This is a genomic window from Sorangium sp. So ce119 (assembly GCF_051524405.1).
Taxonomy (GTDB): Bacteria; Myxococcota_A; Polyangia; order Polyangiales; family Polyangiaceae; genus Sorangium; species Sorangium cellulosum_G.
In genome coordinates this window covers 8,486,337-8,508,118 of the sequence record NZ_CP150310.1, presented here as the reverse complement: position 1 = coordinate 8,508,118, position 21,782 = coordinate 8,486,337, and the positions used below count along the sequence as shown (strand labels likewise).

Sequence of the window (21,782 nt, the reverse complement as noted above, 5' to 3'; positions counted from 1 at the left end):
TCTTAGACCAAGACAAATATTTGTCTTGATCAAATATTTACCGAGTCTAAGATTTGGGTCATGGCTCACGACGTGGTCATCGTAGGCGCCGGCCCGGTCGGGCTTTTCCTCTCGATCGAGCTCGCGATCGCGGGCGTGAAGCCGCTCGTGCTGGAGCGGCTCGTGGAGCCCGACCGCACGATCAAGGCCGCCGGGGTCGGCGCGGTGGCAGCCGAGGCGCTGGAACGACGCGGGCTCGCGCGTGCGCTCGACGACGAGCGCCGTGCCACCATGGCGCGGATGATGCCGGCGCTGAAGGCGCGCTTCGGATCTGGAACGATAAAGAGGCCAGGAGGCCATTTTTCTGGAATGTTCTTGATTGACCAGGACCTCCAGCGCGACCCGGAGCGCCACATGCGTCTCGTGCCGCAAGAGGCGCTCGAGAGGATCCTGAGCGCGCGCGCGACCGAGCTCGGGATCGAGATCCGTCGCGGCATCACGGTGGAAGGCTTCGAGCAGGACGACGACGGCGTGACCGCGCAGACGAGCGCGGGCCCGCGGAGCGCGAGGTACCTCGTCGGCTGCGACGGCGGCCGGAGCCGCGTCCGCAAGCTCGCCGGCTTCGAGTTCCCCGGCACGGATCCGACCATCACCGGCTATCAGGCTGTCGTCGAGCTCGATGCGCCCGAGAAGCTCGCGATGGGTTGGCATCGAACGCCGCGCGGCCTCGTCGCGTCCGGACCGACGCCGGGGCGCGTCTTCACTGCGGAGTTCAACGGGCCGCCGCCCCATCGGGATGCGCCGATCACGCAAGCCGAGGTCGAAGCGGCGATTCAGCGCGTGAGCGGCACCGACGTCAAGATCCTGTCGATGACGATGGCGACGCGCTGGACCGATCACGCGCGGCAAGCGACGAGCTACCGAGCTGGCCGCGTCTTTCTCGCCGGCGACGCCGCGCACGTCCACTCGCCCTTTGGCGGCCAGGGCTTGAACCTCGGCCTCGTCGACGCCGCGAACCTCGGTTGGAAGCTCGCCGCGGCGGTGAAGGGGCGCGAGCATCTCCTCGACTCGTACACCGCCGAGCGCCACCCCGTCGCCGCGCGCGTCCTCGAAAATACCCGCGCTCAAGTCGCGCTCATGCGACCTGACCCGCTGACGAGCGCGCTCCGCACCATCGTGAGCGACCTGATGAAGCTGCCCGGAGGCAACCGCTACTTCGGCGAGATGCTCTCGGGCGTCGGCATTCGTTACGACCTCGGGGACGACGACCCGCTCGTCGGCACGCTCGCGAAGGACCAGCTCCTCACGCTCGAAGGCGGCAGCGAAGAGCGGCTCTACGTGCTGATGGAGAAGGGCGGCGGCCTCTTCATCTCGCCTTCGGAACGGTCACTCCCGCGCAACGTGCACGTCGCACGCACCAACGACGGCCCGTCGATGCTCGTCCGTCCCGACGGCTGCATCGCGTGGACAGACGCGTCGTCGACGTCGCTCGACGACGCGCTCGCGCGCTGGTTCTGAATCAGAGCAGCCAGCCCTTCACGTCGGTACGCGGCGTGTCGGTTGGCGGAAAATTCTTGACAGGTCGGAATGGCTTTGCGCGGGCTATGGCTCACCGCCAGCAGCTCGCGATGGCCGCCCCCGGCCACCCAGGGCGCTGCGGCGCCGTCACCAGAACCGGCCGACGAGCCCCGCTCCGCCGAGCCCCGGCCCGAGGATCGGCGCGGCGGAGAGCTCGAGCCTCGGGCCGCCCGTGCGCGCGGGGGTCGGGTCCGTGCGCGCGGGCAGCGGCGGGGGGGTCGGCGTGTCGAAGGCGTAGAACACGAAGCCGCCGAGGGCGAACACCGCGGCCGTGCCGAACAGGCCCGTGGTGGCGTTCGCGAGCTCGTCGCGCATGTCGAGGTGAGCTCGGTACTGGCCCAGCTCCTCCTCGGAGATCCCCTGCTGCCCGCGCTTCTCCTCGATCTCGCGCGCCTCCTCCTCTTCAGCGAGGCTCGAGGTCAGCGTCAGCAGGCCGACGGCGGCGGACAGGACCCCGACCGCGGCGAGGCCATAGGACATCTTCCGCTGGAAGGAGCTCGAGAGGCCCACCTCGATCACGCGGCGCTCGCCGCGGCGGAGCGAGAGCTCGCGCGAGAACGGCGTGTGGCCGTTCTTCGTGGCGACGAAGAAGCGCTTGCCGGGAGCGACCTGGATGAGCGGCAGCGGCGTCGTGCCGACGAAGCGCCCGTCCAGCGTGACCTGCGCGCCGACGGGGGCCTTCACCACGAGGAGCGCCGGCCGCTCGCGCAGCTCCCTGTCGATCCCGAGGACGTCCCCCTCGATCGCGACCACCTCGCGCTCCTCGTCGATGTGGCCGTCGGCCGTGATCTTGATCCGGTGCTTGCCCGGCTGGACCTCGGCCATCAGCGGCACCTCGACCGGCGCGCGGCCGTCGATGGACACGCGGGCCCCCGCGGTCGGCGAGGTGACGTTGATGCGGGTCCTCGGCCTGGCGTCGGGCGGCGCCGCCTCCAGCGCGGCGGGCGACGACGGAGCGGTCGCCTCGAGGCGCGCAGCGATCACGCCGAGCTCGCTCAGGGCCTCGGTCGCGTCCGCGCGGCGCCCGCCCTGCGGGACCTCCTCCAGGTACCGCCGGTAATTCGCGATGGCGGCCCTCAGCGCCTCGGGGCTCTGCTCGACCACGTACAGGCGGCGGTAGGCCTGAGCGAGCGAGAAGAGCAGAGCAGGGCGCGGCGCCTTCCTGTACGCCGCCTCGAAGGACTGCACCGCGTCGCGGTACCGCGTCGCGGCGTAGGCCTGGGCGCCGGCGTTGAAGAGGGCCTTCGCCTGCTCGATGTCCTCCTCGGCCGCGGCCGCGCGCGGCGCGAGCGCGGTCGCCGCGAGGGCCATGAGCACGACGCAAAGCGAGGTCCTCATCGGCGGATCGGGACCCCTTCGTGGACGCGGAGCGCGCCGTCGCTGAGCACCCCGAGGTCGTCGACCCCGTCGCCGAGGACGTCGCACGTCGCGATCGCGGAGCCGCCGGGGATGCCGTCCAGCTTGCGGCTGCGGAGCAGGTGCCCGCCCAGGTCATGGCAAGCCGCCGCATCATCGCCGCACGCATCGAGCGCGTAGGCCGCGCCGCGCGTGAGCACCACGAGCGCCCTTCCCGCCCCCTCGTCGATGCGGGCGAAGTCGACGCTCGTGACCTCGCTCGCCAGGTTCTCCAGACCGGCGTCCGCGGGCTCGAGCTCGACCGGCGCGTCCAGCGCCCCGTCGCCCGTGTTCCAGAAGACGGCGAGCCGGCTCGCCGCGATCCTGCGCGTCCCCGGCTCCATCCGGTAAGCGACGCCCACGACGTCCGCGCGCTCGTCGCCGTTCAGGTCGCCCGCGCGGAGCCCCCCGTACAGCGTGCCAGGGGCTCGCGCGATGGCCGCCTCCGGCACCCCGAGCGCGCCGCTCGCGCCCTGGCGCACGAGGACGACCGCGCCCTCCAGCGCGGGCGCCCCTGATCCAGCCGCCGCGTCCTTCCCCACGACCTCCACCGGCAGCGAGAGGACGATCTCGTCCACTCCATCGCGTTCGAGGTCGACGGCGACTCCATCCAGCGCCCACGCGGGCTCCCGCGAGGGGACGAGCTCCGCGGGAAGCGAGATGCGCTGCTTGTCCTCGTCGACCATGGCGATCGCGCCCGCCTCGACCGCCGGCAGGAGCCAGAGATCGGCCAGGCCCGCGGAGGAGCCAGGGCGCGGAGGCACGATCGTCAGCGAGGCGATCTCCGCCCCAGCGCCCCGGAAGCGGCCGGCGATGCTCTTCACGGCGCGCAGCTCGCCTGCCTGCCGCACGTCGCCCTCGCGGACGAGCGGCAGCGGCGGCAGCAACGACCGCGAGCTGCTGCCCTCGATGAGGCTGAACGCGATGTCCCCGCGGTGCGAGAAGAGCACGCTGAGGTCGTCCACGGCGTCGTCCGGCTCGGGCAGCCGCACCGCCGCGACATCGAGGAGCCCCTCGAAGGCGCCGAGCCGCACCGGAGCCTCCGGCGCCTTCATGTACCGGCCGAAGCAGACGGCGAGCGTCGGGTGGACCGCGCTCGACTGCGAGCTGCCGGCGCTCTCGGCGAACGAGAGGTCCGGCAGGAGATCACCGTCGAAGTCGCCGACGACGAAGCTCGAGACGTTGCCCAGCGTCGGGATCTTGAGCTCGTTGAGCTTGAAGTCGGAGGGCAGCGCGCCGGGGACGCCGGTGAAGAACGTCAGATCCGTCGCGTCTGCGGAGCCGGTGATCACGTCGGACACGCCGTTGCCGGTCAGGTCCGCGATCACCGCGCTGGTCCAGCGCCGGCCCCTCGCCGGCGCGAGCCGGTCGAACTCGACCTGGTAGGGAGGAGACGTCCGGGCCTTTCCGAGCCTCACGGCGCCGGGGTCCACGACGTCGAGCACCCCGTCGCCGTTGAGATCGCCGACGGCGATGGGGGCCCCGAGGCCGGGCGAGCGCCTGGAGCCCGCCTCGCCGGCCGGGTACGAGAGATCGCCGTAAGGCTGCATGTCCCCGAACGCGCCGCCGCCCGCGCCCTCCGCGACGTCGAGCTCGTAGCAGGCGGCATCCGCGGGCAGGCCCGGGCCGCGCTGCGCGCACGTGGCGCCGACGAGCAGATCGAGGATGCCGTCGCCGGTCACGTCCCGGAGGAAGGGCGCGCCCGCGATCCGCGCGCCGGCCGGGAGCTCGACAGCGGTGTGCGCGCCGCTGTCCGGCGAGTAGATGCGCACGGCCGAGTCGTCCGCGAGGGCGACGACCACCTCGTGGAGCGCGCCGCCGTCGAGGTCCGCGCTCACGAGCGGACCGGCGACGTCGCGCCGCCCGCGCTGCAGATCGAGGGGCGACAACTCGCCCCTCGCCGCCCCCTGCACGACGACGATGACGTCCTCCGGCGCCGCGCCGCCCGTGTCGGTCCCGGCGACCAGGGCGACCCACGTCTGCCCGTCCTCGGGTGTGCTGCCGACCGGCAGGAGGCGCGCCCCGCGCAAGGTCATCGTCCCGGGCTCCGCGCCGCTCAGCAACTCCAGGCGAAACACCGACGCGAGCACGGGGACCGGCGCGAACGTGCGACCCGGCTGGCCGCTCAGGATCGCCACGCCGGGCCCCACGCTGAGCGCGATGTCCGTCGTCGCGTCGTCGGTCAGGGGCGCGAGCGCGGGCGTGTCCCCTGCGGAGGGGATCGACACCTGTGTCCCCACGGTGCTGTTCGCATCGAAGTAGAGCGCCTCGAGGCTCGTCGAGCCGACGCCCACGAGGTCGCCGCGGCCGTCGCCGTCGAGATCGCCCGTGAGCAGCCGCTGCGCGCCGAGCGGCAGCGCGGCGCCGAGCGGCCTGAACTCGCCCTTGGAGGCGCGGCACACGCGGTCGATCCCGCAGCCCCACCCGCTCGGGCACCCCTGGCCGTCGTCGTCGCACCCGAAGCGGCACTCGTTCTCGCTTCGTCGCGGGTTGCACACGGCGAGCGAGGTCGCGCCCTGCGCGTTCTTCGTCTCGACGACGCACGCCTCGCTGGCCTCGAAGCAGTCGCAGTCCTCGTTGCGCGACGGCTCGATGACGCCGTTGCCGCAGATGCCCGGGGGGATCTCGCCGAGCTCCTCGCACCCGGCGGAGCCGGCCGCCGCGCCGAGCAGCGCCGCGGCGCCCGCGGCCGCCCGCGCGTGTCGCGTGGAGCGGGATCGCGCGCGCATGCTCACTGGAACGGATCTTCCAGGTCGCCCTTCCTGACGGTGCCCCTCGCGGTCGCCGCGGCCCTCTTCAACGTCACGGTGAGCGCGCCGTCCGCTTCGGCCAGGAATTCCTGCGCCTGCTCCTGGTAACCGGGCGACTTGAAGGTGAGCTTCACGGCGCGCCCGCGCGGCAGGCGCAGCGGCCCCGGCGCCTTGCCGACGAGCTTGCCCTCGCTCCACACCTCGATCTCCTTCGGCGTCGCCTGGATCTGGAGCTCGACCTCGGGCGTCGCCGCGCGGGCGCTCGCCGTGGGCACGTCCGCGGGCGCCGGTGCGGCCGAGGCGGCGGGCGCCGGCGCGACCGGGGCGAGCAGCGCGGCCGACTCGTTCGACGCAGCCAGCGCCGGCGCGCGCGGGGCGTCGGCCAGGTGCTCGCTGCCCGTGAGGCGCAGCGTGAGCGCGGCGGCCGCGGCGCCGCCGAGGATGGCGACCGCGGCGAGCGCTGCCCTCCGCCGCGACGCCGCGGTCGGTGTGCTCTCCACCTTGGCCGGCAGCGACCGCTGCAGCACCGTCTCGGTCCCGTTGGGGCCCGTGCTCGCGTCCGCGATGGGACCCGGCTGCGTCGGCGCGAGCTCGGAGGCCAGCGGCTCCGCGGCTGCGATGCGCGCGCGGCGCCCGGCGGCGTCGCTCCCGCCGCGCCCGACGGCGGCGTCGCTCGCCCGCAGCAGGCCCGTGGGCACGTCGTAACCGGCGCCCCGCGCGGCCTCCACGAGCGCCGTGGTCGCCTCGAGCAGCGACGCCGGGCGGCTCGCGGGGTCCTTCTCGAGCATCCGCAGGAGCGGCGCGTCGAGCGCCGGCGACAGGTGCGTGGCCACGCTCGACACGGGGGGAGCCGGCTCCGACGCGTGCTTGGTCAGGAGGTCGAACGCGCTCTCGCCGTCGAACGGCGGCGCGCCGGCGAGCAGCTCGTGCGCCAGGATCCCGAACGAGTAGATGTCCGTCCGGTGATCGACGTTCCTGCCGCGGCACTGCTCGGGGGACATGTAGAGCGGCGTCCCGATCAGGTGCCCCGTACGCGTCTTGTGCGCCGTCGTCGAGGGCTCGCCGAGCAGCTTGGCGATGCCGAAGTCGAGCAGCTTCGGGAAGATCGCCCCGTCCTCGTCGAAGACCAGGAACACGTTCTCGGGCTTGAGGTCGCGGTGGGCGATGCCCGCGGCGTGCGCGGCGTCGAGCGCGCGCGCGATCTTGACGAGGATGGGCAGCGCCTCGGCGGGCGGGAGGCGCCTGCGCTTGCGGAGGTAGGCGTCGAGGGTCATCCCCTCGAGCAGCTCCATCACGTAGTAGTGCCGGCCGTCCTCGAGGGCGCCGAACGAGAAGATGTCGATGATGTTGCGGTGCCGGATCTGGTTCACGGCCCGCGCCTCGGCGACGAAGCGGGAGACGAGCTGCGGGTTCGCCGAGCACTGGCGGCTCAGGACCTTGATGGCCGCCGCCTTGCCGATGACCGGGTGCATGGCGCGGTAGACCGTGCCGAAGCCCCCGACCCCGATCTTCGCCTCGATGCGGTACTCGCCGACCGGAGTGCCTGGCGCGAGATCCGGATCGGCGCCCGGCAGCGCGGGGTCTGGCGAGAGCGTGTCAGCGTCCGGCGGGCAAGCGACGACGCCGTCCGCATGCTCGGTTCGGCACGTAGGGCATGTCGACATGAGGAGGCCAGGGAGAGCGTACACGGGGAGCCCGTCGCAGCACAGATCCCCGAGCGTCACAAACCGGCCGAGCTCTGGCGGGCGGGCGCCGCGCGCCCCTGCCTCGTGGCGCGCCTCGGTGAGCGCCGCGCTGCGCGGTCCCAGCCTCGAGGCGCGGCCTCGGTCTCCGGTCTCCGGTCTCCGGTCTCCTGGCCGGCGCGAGCCGCTCGCCGGAGCGGCTGACCACCCCGAGGCACCGAGCAGGAGGGCTGCCGGCATTGCCTCACATGGGGTGTTGCCCTCCAGGGCCCCGCGAGCCATGCGTGTAAGGTCGACTGGTGCACGCAGCTCGCCGCGCTCACGGGGATCGACCTGTCCACCTGTCCTCGCTGCGGTCAGGCTGCGATGGCTCGCCGCCCGCTGCCGTCGTGCGTCGTCGCCTCTTCCGCTGCTCCTCCGGACACGTCATGAGCATCGCTGGCCTGGGCAGGAGCGACAACGCCACCCCCGTTACGCGGCGGTCAGGCATCGATCCGCCTTCTGCGCCGTCAAGGCGCTCGACATCTCGCCGGCGGACATCGAGCGGGTGTACTCGCACACATCGGATCCCGACGTCCTGTTCCACGTTGACGGCAAGGACCTCATCCGCTACCACGTCGGCGCCGTGACGAAGGACGTCGTGACGACGTTTGATTTCTGCTCGCGCGGCGCCTGGAGCCGTAAGGCCACGCGTCGCTGAGCATGGCGAACGGTCACGACACCTGGAGCGGGGCCGTCTACGATCCCGGTCCCGGCGGCAATGCCGCCATCGGGCTCCTCGTGACATGGGATATTGCGGAGGGCACCGCGAAGGGGCCGAGCCGCACACCGTGCCCAGCCCTGGTGGCGCGCGCGCCGTGTTCGGGAGCGACTGGGGCAACGGTGAACCCGTCGACACCTAGGGATGGAAGCATGCACAATCCAGGCGATGTGATCGGCACCTACGGCAAGAGCCGTTCGCTTCTTTTTACCGGATGGTTTCTGGCAGCGCTGTTCGCCGGTGCGGGCGCCCTGGTGCTGTCCCTGGTACCAGGGCCGGGCAGCACGGCGCGGTTCGATGGGGATATGTCGGTGCTGTATCGCGTTGGCTACGGGGCGATCGCGCTGGGCGTCGTGATCGCGCTGGGCACGTGGTGGGTCGTGGGCTCGCAGCCCGTGTTCGTGCTGTACCAGAACGCGATCCAGGCTCGGGAGCGCAAAGGCACCCGGACCGACTTCTACGCCGACATCGAGGATCTCTACACGTTCTACTTCGGCGGTATCGGCTACCGAGCGACACCCCAGGCGCCGTGGGTCTTCATTGGAGCACGCACCTCGCGCTACGCCGAGCTGAGCCAGACGTTGCGGATGCGCCATGTAGAGCAGCGTGGGGAGCGGCTCTACCGCGAGCTTCAGGCCGGTGGCTCGGTCGGCTTCCGGGCTCTGCCCGACAGCGTGGCGTTGTCCAAGACCCTGTTCGCCTCCCGCAACATGGACCATCCGATGCGGAGGATCGAACTCACCCGCGGCCACCTCACGATCGAGGGGAAGACCATCGCGATCGGCCGCATTGCCGACGTCACATCCAACCTCTGGGCAGAGCGGTCGCAGATCCTCGATGTGGATGGCGGGGTGTTCCACACCATGCACTCGAATGCCGTGATGTCGTTCGATGTGCTGGTGACGCTGATCGCCCGCTTGCAGCAGGACGCCGCCTCGGCAGCCCGCGTCTGAGAGCGGGCATGGGCGACGCGCGCGCCGGAGGGGCCGGCGCGAGCGCGGTCGATCGAGCGAGTCGGGGCCCTGCGGGGCTGGGGGAGGGAAACGCGAAACAAGTGGAGGACATCAGGTCCGAGCTGCTCTGGATTTCCTTCTCCCCGGCGCGGCGCCCGCCCCTGGCTCGCTCCCGAGGCGCTCGACGAGGAGGTCCACAAACGCGCGCACCTTGGTGGGCTGGTGGAGGTGGTGAGGGAAGACGACGAAGATCGAGATCTCTTGCCCGGCATGGCTCAAGAGCACAGGCTGGAGCCGGCCGGCTGCCAGATCCGCCGCGACGGCGAAGTACGGCAGCATCGCGAGGCCGAGCCCGTCCACGAGCGCTTGCCTGAGCACGACGACATTGTCCACGACCAGATTGCCCCTGACCGTCACGGCGAGCGTCTCCGCGCCGGACTCGAAGACCCACTCGCCCGACTGCCCCGAGAGACGGATGCAGTTGTGCCTGACGAGATCGCCGGGCACCTGCGGCGCGCCGTGGCGCGCGAGGTAGCCGGGCGAGGCATAGACCATACGACGGAAAGACCCGATCTTGCGCGCGACACGCGCCTCATCGAGCTGCCGCGCAAAGCGCACCACGACGTCGAAGCCCCCGCCGACGACATCCACGACGCTGTCGGAGAGGGAGAGTTCGAGGCGCACCTGCGGGCAGCGCGCTGCGAAGTCGCCTAGCAAGGGCGCGATCTTCAGTATGCCGAACGAGACGGGCGCCGACACGCGCAAGAGCCCCTCGGGGACCCGGCTCACGCCGTGCATCGCGGACGCGGCCTCGTCGGCGGCCGTGAGGATACGCTCGCAGCTCTCGTAGAGCCGTAGGCCGTCCTCGGTCAGCGCGAGGCGCCGCGTCGAGCGGTGGAGCAGCCGTACGCCGAGCCGCTCCTCGAGCGCCGCGAGCCGCGCGCTGACGACCGACTTCGAGAGCCCGAGCACGCTCGCCGCGCCCGTGAAGGACTTGCGCTCCACCACGCGCGCAAAGATCGCCATCGAGAGGAGGTCGTCCAGGGAGGTGGTCAGCATTGTCCTCCAGACAGAACAGTTTAACCCGCGGAGGACTCTACCGCAAGGACGAAGGTCGCGTCATGTTCAGGCCTCCACAGCTCGCGGCGCTATCGCATGTCGCGGGCACCGGCGAGCCCTTGCGGCGCAAGGGCAGAAGCTCGTTCGCGCGGGCACGACCTTTCACGGTCCTTCACGTCCCACCGAGGGACGGCAGCCGCCCTGGCAATAAAGACATATTACCAAAGGAATTATCATGAAATCGACCATGGCACTCTCCCGATCAATCCTCCTGACGGCGCTGGGGCTCAGCGCATCTCTCGTCGCGTGCGGCGAAGACAACACCACGAGCAGCAGCAGCAGCGTCTCGACACCGGAGCTCAGGTCCCTCGCCGAGCTCGATGCAGCGAAATCCCAGCTCCCCGAGGGGCTCTGGGTCAACGCCGACAGCGAGACGGCGTATATGGGCTATGCCCTGACCGGCGAGATCGTCGCCGTCTCGCTCGCCGACAACAAGGTGTCTGCCTTCGCCACCGTGCCGGCGCCGCCCGCGAACACGGGCTTCGTGACCGGCATCACGCAGTCTGCCGCCGGCGATCTCTACGTGGCCGCCGCGTCACTCGACCCGGCCGAGTACGCGCCCGGCATCTACAAGATCCCGGCGGCGGGCGGTCCGGTGACCACCGCCTTCGCTACCGACGCGGCCATGAACCTGCCCAATGGGCTCGTCTTCGACGAGGATGGCAACCTCTTCGTCACGGACTCGGCCCTGGGCGCGATCTTCAAGATAAGCCCCGATGGCAAGACGGTGACCAACTGGCTCACCGATCCTTTGCTCAAGGGGGACGTCGCTGCGACGAACCCCTGCAAGACGGTCCTCGGCATCCCGTTTGGCGCCAACGGCCTCGCGCTTTCGCACGGCGCCTTCTACGTGGCCAATACGGACAAGGCGGCGCTCATCAAGATTCCGATCAACGCCGACGGGACGCCGGATGTCGCGGTCGAGTTCTCCACGTCAGATCCGGCGACATGCCTGCCGCTCCAGGGCGCCGACGGCATCACCGCGGATGCGGATGGGAGCATCCTCGTCGCGGGCAACGGGGGCAACGCGCTCGTCCGGGTCGGGACAGACGGCAAAGCGACCGTGCTCGCCAAAGGCGGCTTGTTCGATGGGCCCGCGAGCGTCGCGCTCGCGACGTTGGGCTCGAAGAAGCACGCCCTCCTCACCAACTTCGGGCTCATCACGCTGCTGTCGATGAAGACCCCGAAGGTGGGCCTGCTCTCCTACGGCCCGCTCCCGTGACCGCTGCACCGGAGCGCAGGTAGCCGCGGAACGCCTGCTCCAGGCACGGAGGCAGCGGCTGCTCGTAGGTTTGTCACCGGCAGCCCGAGCAGCCGACCGATCGCCTCGTGATCGACGCGGGCCCCCACCTCGTCCCCGAGGGCGCACCCGACGAGGATCGCTCGACGGGGCGGAGACTCTCCGAGGTTGAGCTGCCACGGGCCGGGAGGATAAGACGAACAGCACCGCTCTCGCAGCGCCGCGCGTCCGGCGTCCGCGTCGCCCCTGCGCGGCCGGAGATCCTCGATAGGAGAGCGCCGATCGACGTGTGGCACCGCATGGCGCTGCAGCGTCGCGATCCTGGATCTCACCGGCGTCGAGGCCAGGCGGTACGGCGCATCCCGGCTTGGCATCGCCTCGATCCCGCCCCATGCAGCGCGAGCAGCCCGGGAGACCGAGCACCACGCCGGTGCGCGGGCCGCGCTGCGAACACGGCTCCTTGTGGCTCGGGCGAGCTCATGGGAGGCAGCCCGGCGCATGCGAGCCGAACCTCGCGCAGACCACCCATGACCGACAGCTCCGGATACCGCATGTACGTCTTCCGCAGCGGCCGCCGCGACGTCCCGGGCCAGCGGCTCCTCGACGAGCTCGCCGCCGACCTCCGGGCGCTCGCCGACCCCGCCGGCGCCGATCTCCGTCGCGCCGTCGCGCTCCGCGCCCTGATCCGCGCCGGCGAGCTCGAATCGATCCTCGCCGACGCCGGCGCGGAGGGCGCCTCGCTCCTGGCCCGGCTCACCGACGATCTCGCCGCGCTGCTGGTCGGCGACGCGGGCGCGCTCGCGATCCCGGACGGCCAGACGTCTGGCCACGGACGGCCAGACGTCTGGCCACGGACAGCCAGACGTCTGGCCACGCCGGAGTCCCTCACCGCGCTCACGGCGATCGATGTCCCGGCGACCGTTCCGACCTCCCCGCCCGAGGGGTTCTCGTTCTATGCGCTGCATCCGCTCGACTTCGCCCGGCTCGCCGAGCGGGTCGCGTCCTCCCCGGCGCCGGTCCGTGTCGTCGGCGTCCGCAGCATCGGCACCACGTTGAGCGCGGTGACCGCCGCGGCGCTCCGCCGCCGCGGGATCCCGGCCGACCGCATCACCGTGCGCCCGGCCGGCCACCCTTACGATCGCCGGGTCGAGCTTGCCGCCCCGCAGCGCCGCTGGGTCGAGGACGGCATCGCCGAGGGCGCGCAGTTCTGGGTGGCGGACGAGGGGCCAGGCTTCAGCGGCTCCTCGTTCCTCTCCACCGGCGACGCGCTCACCGGCGCCGGCGTTCCCCGCGGGAACATCGTTTTCCTCGGCTCCCGCGCGCCGGACCCCGATGCGCTCGTCGCGCCGGACGGCGCCCGCCGCTGGCGGTCGTTCCGCGCCGAGAGCGTCAATTACGGGACGCACGTCCCGGGCGACCCAGGCGAGTTCATCGGTGGAGGGCAGTGGCGCCGCCGCCTCTATGAGGACGAATCGAGCTGGCCGGCCTCCTGGACGGCCATGGAGCGCTTCAAGTGCCTTTCCCGTGAAGGCGATCGAATTCTCAAGTTCGAGGGCATGGGTCGTTACGGGGCCGAGTGCATGGAGCGGGCTCACGGCGTCTTCCAGGCCGGCTTCGGGCCGGAGCCGCGCGACGAGGGCCAGGGCTTTGCCTCCTATCCCTGGATACCGGGCCGGCCGCTCCAGGCCGACGACCTGTCCACCGCCGTCCTGGAGCGACTCGCCGAGTACTGCGCCTTCCGCGCCTCGGCCTTTGCCCTCCCGAGCGCTCCGGTCGAGGAGATCATTGCGATGACTCGACACAATTTCTCAATAGAAATGGGGAAAGATCTCCCGGGTGAGCTCCTCCTGGAGGTCGCGCGTCCCGTGCTCGTCGATGGCAAGATGGATCCCCACGAGTGGCTCAGGTCCTCCTCTGGCGAGCTCTTCAAGGTGGACGCTTCCGGGCACGGCGACGATCACTTTCTCCCCGGCCCCACGGACATCGCCTGGGATCTCGCCGGGGCCGTGATCGAGTGGCGGATGGCGCCCGGCGCCCGGCGCGCGTTCCTCGATCTCTACAGGCGTCGCTCCGGCGATGACCCCGAGCGGCGCCTGCCACCGTATCTCCTGGCCTACGCGCTCCTGCGCCTCGGTCACGCCGCGATGGCCGCGGCATCGCTCCAGGATGAGGGGGAGGTGCGGCGCCTCGTCGCGGCGCGACAGCGCTATCGCGCGGCGATCGAGGCCCTGGGCTCCGAGACGCTGTCGGTCGACCTCGGGTAGGGCCGCGAGCGCGCTACGGACGTCACGTCTGTTGATCATTTCTTTCCCTACCCCCCTGTACGGGATTTCCGCGATGGTGCGTCGAGCGCCGCGGAGATAGGTTCACGGCGCTGTACCCCTGTTCGTCCGCGGCAGCCTACCTCGCGGAAGCTGGTTGGAGCTCCACGCCCGTAGCTGACCGGAGAACGCACGCTCATGCTCAAGCGCTTGATCCTCGTTGCCGGCTCCAGTTCGAGCAGCGATGACCCGTCGGTCCGCCGGACACCGCTGCTGTCACCCTCCGGGAAGGCGGAGCTCTCCAGGGAGTTTCCCGGCGTGGAGATCGACGCCCCTTGTCCCCCCGGGGACGAGCCCCGCGCCTCGGTCGACGCGCGCGCGTGGCGCTCCTCGGCGATCGATCTCTGGGCGCTCGACACCCACCTGCACGCGCTCGACGCCCGCGGCCTCTTCGATCTCCGGATCGAGGGGCTCGATCCGGAGGGCGCCGCCCGGACGGCCTACGAGGTGCTCACCCGCTGCCAGCGCTTCATCCGCCGGAGGAACCTCGCCTCCGCGAGCGCGGTCTTCGCCCGGGTCCTCGCGCGGCACCGGGAGCTTTACGATCTCGACAGGCCGCTTGTCCGCGCCGACCACGATCATGCGATCGACGTCTGGCAATGGATGCTCCGCCTCGACGCGCGCGCCGGCGTCGCGGCCCAGGCGGCGGCGCTCTTCCACGACGTGGAGCGGCTGGTCTCCGAGGCGAACGTCCGGATCGAGCACCGCGCCCCGGATTACCAGGCCTTCAAGGACGAGCACGCGCGGCGCGGCGCGGCCCTCGCGCGCTCCGCGCTCGCCGACGTCGGGCTGCAGCCCGAGGTCCTCGACCGCGTGGGCGTGCTGGTGAGCGCGCACGAGCGGCCGGGGGACGACGCCGAGCTCGCCTTGCTCAACGACGCCGACGCGCTCTCGTTCTTCTCGCTGAACAGCGGCGGCTTCCTCGATTACTACGGGCCCGAGCACACGCGCGCCAAGGTGGCGTACACGCTCCGCCGCCTCCGCCCGGCGGCGAGGGCGCTCTTGCCGCGGATCCGCTGCCGCCCCGAGGTGGAGGCGATGATCCTCGGCGAGCCGAGGAGGACTGTCACGCCCGCTCCGGCGGAGACGCAGGCCTAGGGGAGGTCCGGCTCGTCATGAGGCTCGTCATCTTCGGTCTGACGATCAGCTCGTCCTGGGGCAACGGCCACGCCACGCTGTGGCGCGGCGTCATCTCCGCCCTCGGGCGGGCCGGGCACCGCGTCACCTTCTTCGAGCGCGACGTCCCGTACTACGCCGCGCACCGCGATCTGTTCTCGCTCTCGCACGGCAACGAGCTCCGGCTCTACGCGTCGTTCGAGGACGTCCTGCCCGACGCCCGGCGCGCTGTCGCGGAGGCCGACGCGGCCATGGTGACCTCGTATTGCCCCGACGGCGGCCCCGCGACCGAGGTGGTCCTCGAGTCGCGCGCGCTCAAGGTCTTTTACGATCTCGACACGCCGGTGACGCTGGACCGGATCGACGCCGGCCAGTCGGTCGGCTACATCGGCCCGCGCGGCCTCGTCGATTTCGACTGCGTGCTCAGCTACACCGGCGGCGAGGCGCTCGCGCAGCTCCAGGCGAAGCTCGGCGCCCGGCGGGTGTTCCCGCTGTACGGCAGCGCGGATCCGGAGGTGCACCGCCCGGTCGTGCCGCGGGAGGAGTTCCGCGGGGATCTCTCGTACCTGGGCACGTACGCCGCCGACCGGCAGGAGGCGCTCTCCACGCTGTTCCTCGAGGCGGCCAGGAGGCTGCCGGACAAGCGGTTCGTCATCGGGGGCTCGCTCTATCCCGAGAATTTCCCGTGGGCGCCGAACATCTATTACATGCGGCACGTGGCCCCGCCGGATCACCCGGCGTTCTATTGCTCCTCGCCGCTGACGCTCAACGTCACCCGGGGCGCGATGGCGGCGATGGGATACTGCCCTTCCGGGCGCCTCTTCGAGGCGGCCGCGTGCGGCACGCCGATCCTCAGCGACAGCTGGGAGGGGCTCGATCGGTTCTTCACGCCGGGCGAGGAGATCCTCGTCGCGAGGACGACGGACGAGGCGGTCGCGGCGCTCTCGCTGCCGGCGGGCGAGGTCGCGGCCATCGCGCGCGCGGCGCGGGAGCGGGTGCTCGCGGAGCACAGCGCGGCGCGGCGCGCGGAGGAGCTCGTGGCGATCCTCGAGTCGGCTGCCTCGGTTGCGGCTCGATGAAGGAAGGGAGAGGACGATGTGGGGAGTGATTCCAGCGGCGGGCCTGGGGAGCAGGATCCAGCCGCTCGCGTTCTCGAAGGAGCTGCTCCCGGTCGGTACGCGCAAGGACGGTGACGTGGAGCGGCCACGCGCGGTCAGCGAGTACCTCATCGACCGGATGATCCTCGCCGGTGCGGACAAGATCTGCATGGTGATCTCGCCCGGCAAGTCGGATATCGTCGAGTACTACGGCGCGAACGTGGGGCCGGCGCACATCTGTTATGTGGTGCAGCCGGTCGCCGCCGGGCTCTGCGACGCCATCTTCCGGTCGCTGCCCTGGATCCAGCCGGAGGAGGAGGTCCTCGTGGGGCTCCCGGACACGGTCTGGTTCCCGGAGCACGGCCTGCGCGCGCTCGACGGCGGGGGCCTGTCGTTCCTGCTCTTTCCTGTCGAGCACCCCGAGTTCTTCGACGCTGTCGTCACCGACGAGCGGGGCAGGGTGCTCGAGATCCAGGTCAAGCAGCGGGACGCGCTGTCGCGGTGGGTCTGGGGCGCCTTCAAGCTGACGGGGGCGGTGATGCGGGAGCTCCACGACCTCTGGTGCGAGCGCGGGCAGCAGGACCCGTACATCGGGACGCTGGTGAACGAGTACCTCGCGCGCGGCGGCAGCGCGCGGGCGGTGCGGGCTGGCGAGGCGTATGTCGACGTCGGGACGCTGCACGGCTACCGAGAGGCCATGCAGCTCCTCAGCGGCGTCGTCGTGTGAACGGAGGAGCGATGGAGCGGAGCGTGCAGAACGTGCGGAACGTGCGGAACGTCGATGACGTCGATGACGCGGCGAAGTGGACCCGCGAGCAGATCCAGGAGCGCGTGCGCGGGCTCGGCCAGTGGTTCCACAACATCGATCTCGGCGGCGTGAAGACGGCGCCGGACCATTTCCTGGGCGATTACCCCGCGTTCAAGTGGAAGAGCTTCGCCCACGCCATCCCGGCGGACCTCACGGGCAAGACGGTCCTCGACATCGGCTGCAACGCGGGCTTCTACTCGCTCGAGATGAAGCGGCGCGGCGCGGCGCGGGTCCTCGGGATCGACAGCGACGAGGACTACCTGGCGCAGGCGCGCTTCGCGGCGGAGGTCTCCGGGGCGGACATCGAGTTCCAGAACCTCTCCGTGTACGACGTCGGCAGCCTCGGGGAGCGCTTCGACATCGTGCTCTTCATGGGCGTCCTGTACCACCTCCGCCACCCGCTGCTGGCGCTCGATCTGCTGCACGAGCACGTTGTCGGGCACACGCTGGTCTTCCAGAGCATGCAGCGCGGCAGCGCCGAGGTGATGCCGCTCCAGGAGGACTATCCGTTCTCCGAGAAGCGGATGTTCGACGACGCGGGCTATCCTCGGCTGCACTTCGTGGAGCACAGCTACTCGCACGACCCGACCAACTGGTGGGTGCCCAACCGCGCTTGCGCGGAGGCGATGCTGCGGAGCGCGGGCTTCGACATCGTGAACCACCCCGAGCCCGAGGTCTACCTCTGTCGCCGCCGCGAGAGGGCTGACGGCGTGCCTGGCGCGGCGTACCCGGCCCGGCGAGGCGCCACGACGAAGGGAGAGCAGGGATGATCGAAGCGGTGATGCTCTGGAACGAGCCCAACAACAAGTCGCACTGGGATTTCGAGATCGATCCCGAGTGGACGACGTTCGGGTCGATGGTGAAGCTCGCCGCGGACGCGATCCGGAGCGAGCGTCCCGGGTTGCCGCGGGTGCTGGGCGGCATCTCGCCGATCGATCCTGCGTTCATGGCCAACATGGGCCGCCAGGGCGTGCTCGACCACGTCGAGGTGGTCGCGGTGCACGGCTTCCCTCTCGACTGGAACCACTGGCAGATCCACGAGTGGCCGAGCAAGCTCGACGAGATCCGCGCGGTGACGGACAGGCCGATCTGGATCACCGAGATCGGCGTCTCCACGTTCGGCGCCGAGGAGGTGCAGGAGTTCGGCCTGAAGCGGAGCGCCGAGCTGTTGCGCGGCAAGGTCGATCGGGTCCACTGGTACAGCCTGTACGATCTGCCGCGCGCGTGGCCGGCGACGACGCGGCATCGCGAGGCGGAGGGGTCGTCCTATTACCGGCACTTCTACATGGGGTTACTGCGCGAGGACGGGACGCCGAAGCGCGCGCTGCGGCTCTTCCCGGAGTGCACGCCCGATTTCGGTCTGTGCCAGTGGTTCCACTTCGAGGATCACCGGCTCGACGACGCGGTGGGGTGGCTGAAGAAGCTCGGGGTGCGCCATCTCCGCACCGGCCTGAGCTGGGCCGACAGCTTCCGCCCTGGCGCGGAGGCCTGGTTCGACCGGCAGATGAAGGCGCTCGAGCCGTTCGACGTGACGCTGACCTACTGTTTCACCCCGGAGCACGCCGGCGTCCGGCCGCACCACACGAGCCCCCCGCAGCGCATCGAGGAGTTCGCGGAGTTCTGCGCCCGGATGACGAGGCGGTATGCGTAGAGCGACGCGTTGACCGCCCTTGTCGCGACAGAGCCGCAAGCACAGGCGTACCCGGCCGTCCAGACCAGATTGCAGCGCGGCGGTAGTTGTGCTACCAGGTAAGCTTGTCTGTCAGAGGCCGCCGTCCTGGGGCGATCAGAGAGGTAGAGTCGTCATGTCATTGGCCGAGATTCTGCCGGATGTCCAGTCTTTGTCTCGGGTGGACAAGCTCCGGCTGATTCAACTTCTGGCGCAGGAGCTGGCGGAGGTCGAGGACGACGTGGGCCTTGTAGGTGGCCAATCCTACCCTGTCTGGTCCCCGGACCAGGCGTTTGCAGCGGCCGACACCCTGCTCCAGGCCCTGAGCGCGGACCGCGGTCCGGGCAAGTGAGCGTGCCGGCCGAGCAGTTCCCGTTCACCGCGCGTACGCCCGATCTGGGGGCCGCCAGCCTGGCCCCGATGCTCCCGCTCACGCTGGTGGCGTCCCAGAGCGCGGCGGTATCAGGCCTGCTCGATACCGGAGCTGCGGTGAACGTCCTGCCTCACGCCGTTGGCGTGGCGTTGGGGTTCGACTGGAGTCAGCAGACCACGTCGATGCAACTCAGTGGGAATCTCGCTATTGCCCAGGCCCGAGCGATCGTGGTCTCGGCGGTGGTCGGGCGCATTGCGCCGGTACGCCTGGCTTTTGCCTGGGTCGACGTTGACACCGTGCCCGTGATCCTGGGCCAGATCAATTTCTTCCTGGAGTTCGACGTGTGTTTCTTCCGGTGTCGTGGCGTTTTCGAGATCCGACGCGCGCAACGCCCCTGACCCGCGCTTCCGCGACGCGCGCACGGCCGGCTCCTCGGCGCGCTTCTACGCCACCTGCGGGCTGTCCTTACGCCGCCATCCGGGCGCGCCTGGATCGTCTGTCCGCGCTTCATGCGCACATCTGGCGCGCTGCGTCGCCTTTTGGTAGGCTGGAGATCGCTGAGCGCTGCTTCCGGATGACCTGACGTTACGCACTCCAGGTGGCTCATGTCCCACGTCGCGAGCACTCCGAAGCGAGAGATGGCCGAGGAACACCGCGGCATCGCGGCCGAGCCGGACCGGCGGTCCGACGCGCGCGGCAGGCTCACGGGAGCCGGGGAGGCGTGGCCGTGAACTTCGCCGTGCTCCGCCGCCAGGGCCGCAACGGGCCGGAGCTCGCGTGGCCGCCGTTCACGTGGCTCTCGTCGGGGCGGGCGCCGCGCTGCCTCGTCGTGCTGGCGCATCCGGACGACGAGACCATCGGGCTCGGCGCGCGGATCGGGCGGCTCGATCCGATCGAGGTGGTCCACGTGACCGACGGGGCGCCCCGCGACAGCCGCTTCATGCCGGCGGAGCTCGCCGACATCGGGCGCGAGCGCTACACCGCGCTCCGGCGCGAGGAGGTGACGCGCGCGCTCGCCGTGGCCCACGTGCGCGCGTCCAGGCTGAGGTGCCTCGGCGCGGTCGACCAGGAGGCCATCGAGGAGGCCCCGAGCCTCGCCCGCAAGCTCCTCGACCTGTTCGCCCGGACGCGGCCCGAGGTGGTGATCACCCACCCGTACGAGGGCGGCCACCCCGATCACGACGCGGCGGCGCTCGCCGTCCATTCGGCCGCGGTGCTCGCCCTCTGGAACGGCGTCAGCGCGCCGCTCCTCTTCGAGGCGGCCTCGTACCACGCCGCGCGGGGGCACCTCGTCACCGGCGAGTTCATCCCGTATCCCGGTGTCCCCGAGATCGCCCTCCGGCTCTCCGACGAGGAGGCCTCGCGCAAGCGCGCCATGCTGGACTGCTTCTCCAGCCAGCAGGAGACGCTCGCCCCGTTCGGCGCGGAGGTCGAGCGGTTCCGGCCGGCGCCCACGTACGATTTCCGGCGGCCGCCGCACGAGGGGACGCTCCATTACGAGCGCCTCGGCTTTCCGATCGACGGTGCGCGCTGGCGGAAGCTCGCGGTCAAGACGCTCACGCTGCTCGGCCTCGGGCGAGAGCGATGTCTCTGACGGTCCTGCACGTCAGCTATCCGCTCGCGCCCGTGGGGTCGGACGCTGTCGGCGGCGCCGAGCAGGTGCTCTCGATGCTCGACGAGGCGCTCTCGCGCGCCGGCCACCTGTCGATCGTTGTCGCGCCGGAGGGCTCGACGTGCGCGGGCACGCTGGTCCCGACGCCGGCGCCTCCGCCGGGCGCGGTGCTCGACGAGGCGGCCAGGGAGCAGGCCTGGCGCCATCACCGCAGCGCCATCGCGCGGGCGCTGGATCGGTATCCGATCGATCTCGTCCACCTGCACGGCGTCGATTTCGATCGTTACCTGCCCGAGCCCGGCGTGCCCGTGCTCGCCACGCTCCATTTGCCGCCGAGCTTCTATTCGCCGGCGGTCTTCCGGCTCGAGCGCCCGAGGACGTTCCTCCATTGCGTCTCCGCGACGCAGCGGCGCGCCTGTCCGCCGGGGGCGCGGCTGTTGCCCGAGGTCCCGAACGGCGTCCGGCTGGAGCATTACCGGCCACGGCGGCACAAGCGCGGCTTCGCGCTCGCCCTCGGCCGGATCTGCCCGGAGAAGGGGTATCACGTGGCGGTCGAGGCCTCGGTCCGCGCCGGGGCGCCGCTGCTCATCGCCGGGCAGGCGTTCGGTTACGAGGAGCACACGCGGTATCTGCGGGAGGTGCTCTTGCCGATGCTGGCCGGCGCGGGGCCGGCGCGGCGCTTCCTCGGTCCGATCGGCCTGGTCCGGAAGCGCCGCCTGCTCGCGGCGGCCCGGTGCCTGCTCGTCCCCAGCCTGGTCCAGGAGACCAGCTCGCTCGTCGCCATGGAGGCGCTCGCCTCGGGCACGCCGGTGATCGCGCTGCGCGGCGCCGGCGCGCTCCCGGAGATCGTGGAGCACGGCCGGACGGGGTTCCTGGTGGACGGCGCGGCCGGGATGGCCGAGGCGATCGCGCGGGTGGGCGAGCTCGATCCAGCGCAGTGCCGCCGCGCCGCCGAGGAGCGCTTCTCGGCGGCGAGGACGGCGGCGGCGTATATCGAGACGTACCGGCGGGTCCTGCGCGAGGGGTGAGCGGGTGCACCGGGAGCGCCGGGGCGCATCGATGTCCCGGGGTGCGATGGCGCGGTGTGACCACCCGGGCTCGCGCCGTGGGAGCAGCGCTTGCGGGCGTGGCGGTGTGGGCGAGCCGATGATGAAGAGAAATTTGAACCACAGAGGCACAGAGGGCACAGAGGATGAGAAGAGAGATTGAGAGTTCTCGCTCTCTCTCTCTCTCTTTCTCTCTCTCCTTCTCATCCACAACGAGACGCCAAGGGCTTCCTGCTGCCGTCTCCCGTCGAAGCCGAGACACTGGCAGAAGATGATCCTGCTCG

The 21,782-nt window shown here is 71.0% G+C and carries 18 protein-coding genes; 14 read left to right on the top strand and 4 right to left on the bottom strand.

What is annotated here, in order from left to right:
- Positions 1-60: 60 nt before the first annotated feature.
- Entirely contained in the window at positions 61-1,497 is a 1,437-nt protein-coding gene (locus tag WME76_RS32140) for an FAD-dependent monooxygenase (RefSeq protein ID WP_437956058.1), read from the top strand.
- Positions 1,498-1,644: 147 nt separating this feature from the next.
- On the opposite strand, the gene WME76_RS32135 is transcribed toward WME76_RS32140, so the two are convergent.
- Genes WME76_RS32135 through WME76_RS32125 form a run of 3 tightly spaced genes read right to left on the bottom strand, consistent with a single transcriptional unit; the run spans position 1,645 to position 7,366 of the window.
- Positions 1,645-2,895 carry a PEGA domain-containing protein gene (locus WME76_RS32135; protein ID WP_437956057.1) on the bottom strand — a complete coding sequence of 417 codons (1,251 nt, stop codon included), beginning with the start codon at positions 2,893-2,895 and terminating at the stop codon, positions 1,645-1,647.
- Positions 2,892-5,681 carry a hypothetical protein gene (locus WME76_RS32130; RefSeq protein ID WP_437956056.1) on the bottom strand — a complete coding sequence of 930 codons (2,790 nt, stop codon included), beginning with the start codon at positions 5,679-5,681 and terminating at the stop codon, positions 2,892-2,894. Before WME76_RS32130 ends, WME76_RS32135 begins: the two co-directional genes overlap by 4 nt.
- 2 nt (positions 5,682-5,683) lie before the next feature.
- Positions 5,684-7,366, bottom strand: coding sequence for a serine/threonine-protein kinase (locus tag WME76_RS32125; protein ID WP_437956055.1), 1,683 nt, complete (start codon positions 7,364-7,366; stop codon positions 5,684-5,686).
- Between the two features lie 565 nt (positions 7,367-7,931).
- Between WME76_RS32125 and WME76_RS32120 the strand changes: the two genes are divergently transcribed.
- Complete coding sequence (locus tag WME76_RS32120; protein ID WP_437956054.1) at positions 7,932-8,084, top strand: hypothetical protein; 153 nt, start codon at positions 7,932-7,934, stop codon at positions 8,082-8,084.
- Between the two features lie 212 nt (positions 8,085-8,296).
- Entirely contained in the window at positions 8,297-9,097 is an 801-nt protein-coding gene (locus WME76_RS32115) for a hypothetical protein (protein WP_437956053.1), read from the top strand.
- Positions 9,098-9,208: 111 nt separating this feature from the next.
- Here the strand turns inward: WME76_RS32115 and WME76_RS32110 are convergent, their stop codons facing one another.
- Positions 9,209-10,156 (bottom strand): LysR family transcriptional regulator, encoded by a 948-nt coding sequence (locus tag WME76_RS32110; RefSeq protein WP_437956052.1) that lies wholly within the window; start codon positions 10,154-10,156, stop codon positions 9,209-9,211.
- Between the two features lie 247 nt (positions 10,157-10,403).
- Between WME76_RS32110 and WME76_RS32105 the strand changes: the two genes are divergently transcribed.
- The 11 genes from WME76_RS32105 to WME76_RS32055 all read left to right on the top strand — a co-directional run bounded on the left by WME76_RS32105 (position 10,404) and on the right by WME76_RS32055 (position 21,480).
- Positions 10,404-11,438: an SMP-30/gluconolactonase/LRE family protein gene (locus tag WME76_RS32105; protein WP_437956051.1), complete on the top strand. Its 1,035-nt coding sequence runs from the start codon at positions 10,404-10,406 to the stop codon at positions 11,436-11,438.
- Positions 11,439-11,983: 545 nt separating this feature from the next.
- Complete coding sequence (locus WME76_RS32100) at positions 11,984-13,720, top strand: hypothetical protein (RefSeq protein WP_437956050.1); 1,737 nt, start codon at positions 11,984-11,986, stop codon at positions 13,718-13,720.
- A 195-nt stretch (positions 13,721-13,915) separates the two neighbouring features.
- Positions 13,916-14,875, top strand: a complete 960-nt coding sequence (locus WME76_RS32095) for a DUF4202 family protein (RefSeq protein ID WP_437956049.1) — start codon at positions 13,916-13,918, stop codon at positions 14,873-14,875.
- A 17-nt stretch (positions 14,876-14,892) separates the two neighbouring features.
- Positions 14,893-15,972 (top strand): CgeB family protein, encoded by a 1,080-nt coding sequence (locus tag WME76_RS32090; protein WP_437956048.1) that lies wholly within the window; start codon positions 14,893-14,895, stop codon positions 15,970-15,972.
- 16 nt (positions 15,973-15,988) lie between these two features.
- Positions 15,989-16,717, top strand: a complete 729-nt coding sequence (locus WME76_RS32085; protein ID WP_437956047.1) for a sugar phosphate nucleotidyltransferase — start codon at positions 15,989-15,991, stop codon at positions 16,715-16,717.
- 11 nt (positions 16,718-16,728) lie between these two features.
- Entirely contained in the window at positions 16,729-17,568 is an 840-nt protein-coding gene (locus WME76_RS32080; RefSeq protein WP_437956046.1) for a TIGR04290 family methyltransferase, read from the top strand.
- Positions 17,565-18,449 (top strand): glycosyl hydrolase, encoded by an 885-nt coding sequence (locus WME76_RS32075; protein WP_437956045.1) that lies wholly within the window; start codon positions 17,565-17,567, stop codon positions 18,447-18,449. The genes WME76_RS32080 and WME76_RS32075 overlap by 4 nt, the downstream gene beginning before the upstream one ends.
- Before the next feature lie 154 nt (positions 18,450-18,603).
- Positions 18,604-18,819: a hypothetical protein gene (locus WME76_RS32070; protein WP_437956044.1), complete on the top strand. Its 216-nt coding sequence runs from the start codon at positions 18,604-18,606 to the stop codon at positions 18,817-18,819.
- Positions 18,816-19,238, top strand: coding sequence for an aspartyl protease family protein (locus WME76_RS32065; protein WP_437956043.1), 423 nt, complete (start codon positions 18,816-18,818; stop codon positions 19,236-19,238). The genes WME76_RS32070 and WME76_RS32065 overlap by 4 nt, the downstream gene beginning before the upstream one ends.
- Positions 19,239-19,561: 323 nt before the next feature.
- The gene (locus WME76_RS32060; protein ID WP_437956042.1) at positions 19,562-20,434 is read left to right on the top strand and encodes a PIG-L deacetylase family protein; all 873 of its coding nucleotides are present in this window, start codon (positions 19,562-19,564) and stop codon (positions 20,432-20,434) included.
- Positions 20,425-21,480 carry a glycosyltransferase family 4 protein gene (locus tag WME76_RS32055; RefSeq protein WP_437956041.1) on the top strand — a complete coding sequence of 352 codons (1,056 nt, stop codon included), beginning with the start codon at positions 20,425-20,427 and terminating at the stop codon, positions 21,478-21,480. The genes WME76_RS32060 and WME76_RS32055 overlap by 10 nt, the downstream gene beginning before the upstream one ends.
- Positions 21,481-21,782 lie beyond the last annotated feature (302 nt).

Bases quoted from the DNA above. Each gene is read 5' to 3' on its own strand.
- WME76_RS32070 (WP_437956044.1), top strand. From the start codon at position 18,604: ATGTCATTGGCCGAGATTCTGCCGGATGTCCAGTCTTTGTCTCGGGTG.
- WME76_RS32115 (WP_437956053.1), top strand. From the start codon at position 8,297: ATGCACAATCCAGGCGATGTGATCGGCACCTACGGCAAGAGCCGTTCG.
- WME76_RS32105 (WP_437956051.1), top strand. From the start codon at position 10,404: ATGGCACTCTCCCGATCAATCCTCCTGACGGCGCTGGGGCTCAGCGCA.
- WME76_RS32125 (WP_437956055.1), bottom strand. From the start codon at position 7,366: ATGTCGACATGCCCTACGTGCCGAACCGAGCATGCGGACGGCGTCGTC.
- WME76_RS32130 (WP_437956056.1), bottom strand. From the start codon at position 5,681: ATGCGCGCGCGATCCCGCTCCACGCGACACGCGCGGGCGGCCGCGGGC.
- WME76_RS32135 (WP_437956057.1), bottom strand. From the start codon at position 2,895: ATGAGGACCTCGCTTTGCGTCGTGCTCATGGCCCTCGCGGCGACCGCG.
- WME76_RS32090 (WP_437956048.1), top strand. From the start codon at position 14,893: ATGAGGCTCGTCATCTTCGGTCTGACGATCAGCTCGTCCTGGGGCAAC.
- WME76_RS32140 (WP_437956058.1), top strand. From the start codon at position 61: ATGGCTCACGACGTGGTCATCGTAGGCGCCGGCCCGGTCGGGCTTTTC.
- WME76_RS32100 (WP_437956050.1), top strand. From the start codon at position 11,984: ATGACCGACAGCTCCGGATACCGCATGTACGTCTTCCGCAGCGGCCGC.
- WME76_RS32110 (WP_437956052.1), bottom strand. From the start codon at position 10,156: ATGCTGACCACCTCCCTGGACGACCTCCTCTCGATGGCGATCTTTGCG.
- WME76_RS32055 (WP_437956041.1), top strand. From the start codon at position 20,425: ATGTCTCTGACGGTCCTGCACGTCAGCTATCCGCTCGCGCCCGTGGGG.
- WME76_RS32080 (WP_437956046.1), top strand. From the start codon at position 16,729: ATGGAGCGGAGCGTGCAGAACGTGCGGAACGTGCGGAACGTCGATGAC.
- WME76_RS32085 (WP_437956047.1), top strand. From the start codon at position 15,989: ATGTGGGGAGTGATTCCAGCGGCGGGCCTGGGGAGCAGGATCCAGCCG.
- WME76_RS32075 (WP_437956045.1), top strand. From the start codon at position 17,565: ATGATCGAAGCGGTGATGCTCTGGAACGAGCCCAACAACAAGTCGCAC.
- WME76_RS32095 (WP_437956049.1), top strand. From the start codon at position 13,916: ATGCTCAAGCGCTTGATCCTCGTTGCCGGCTCCAGTTCGAGCAGCGAT.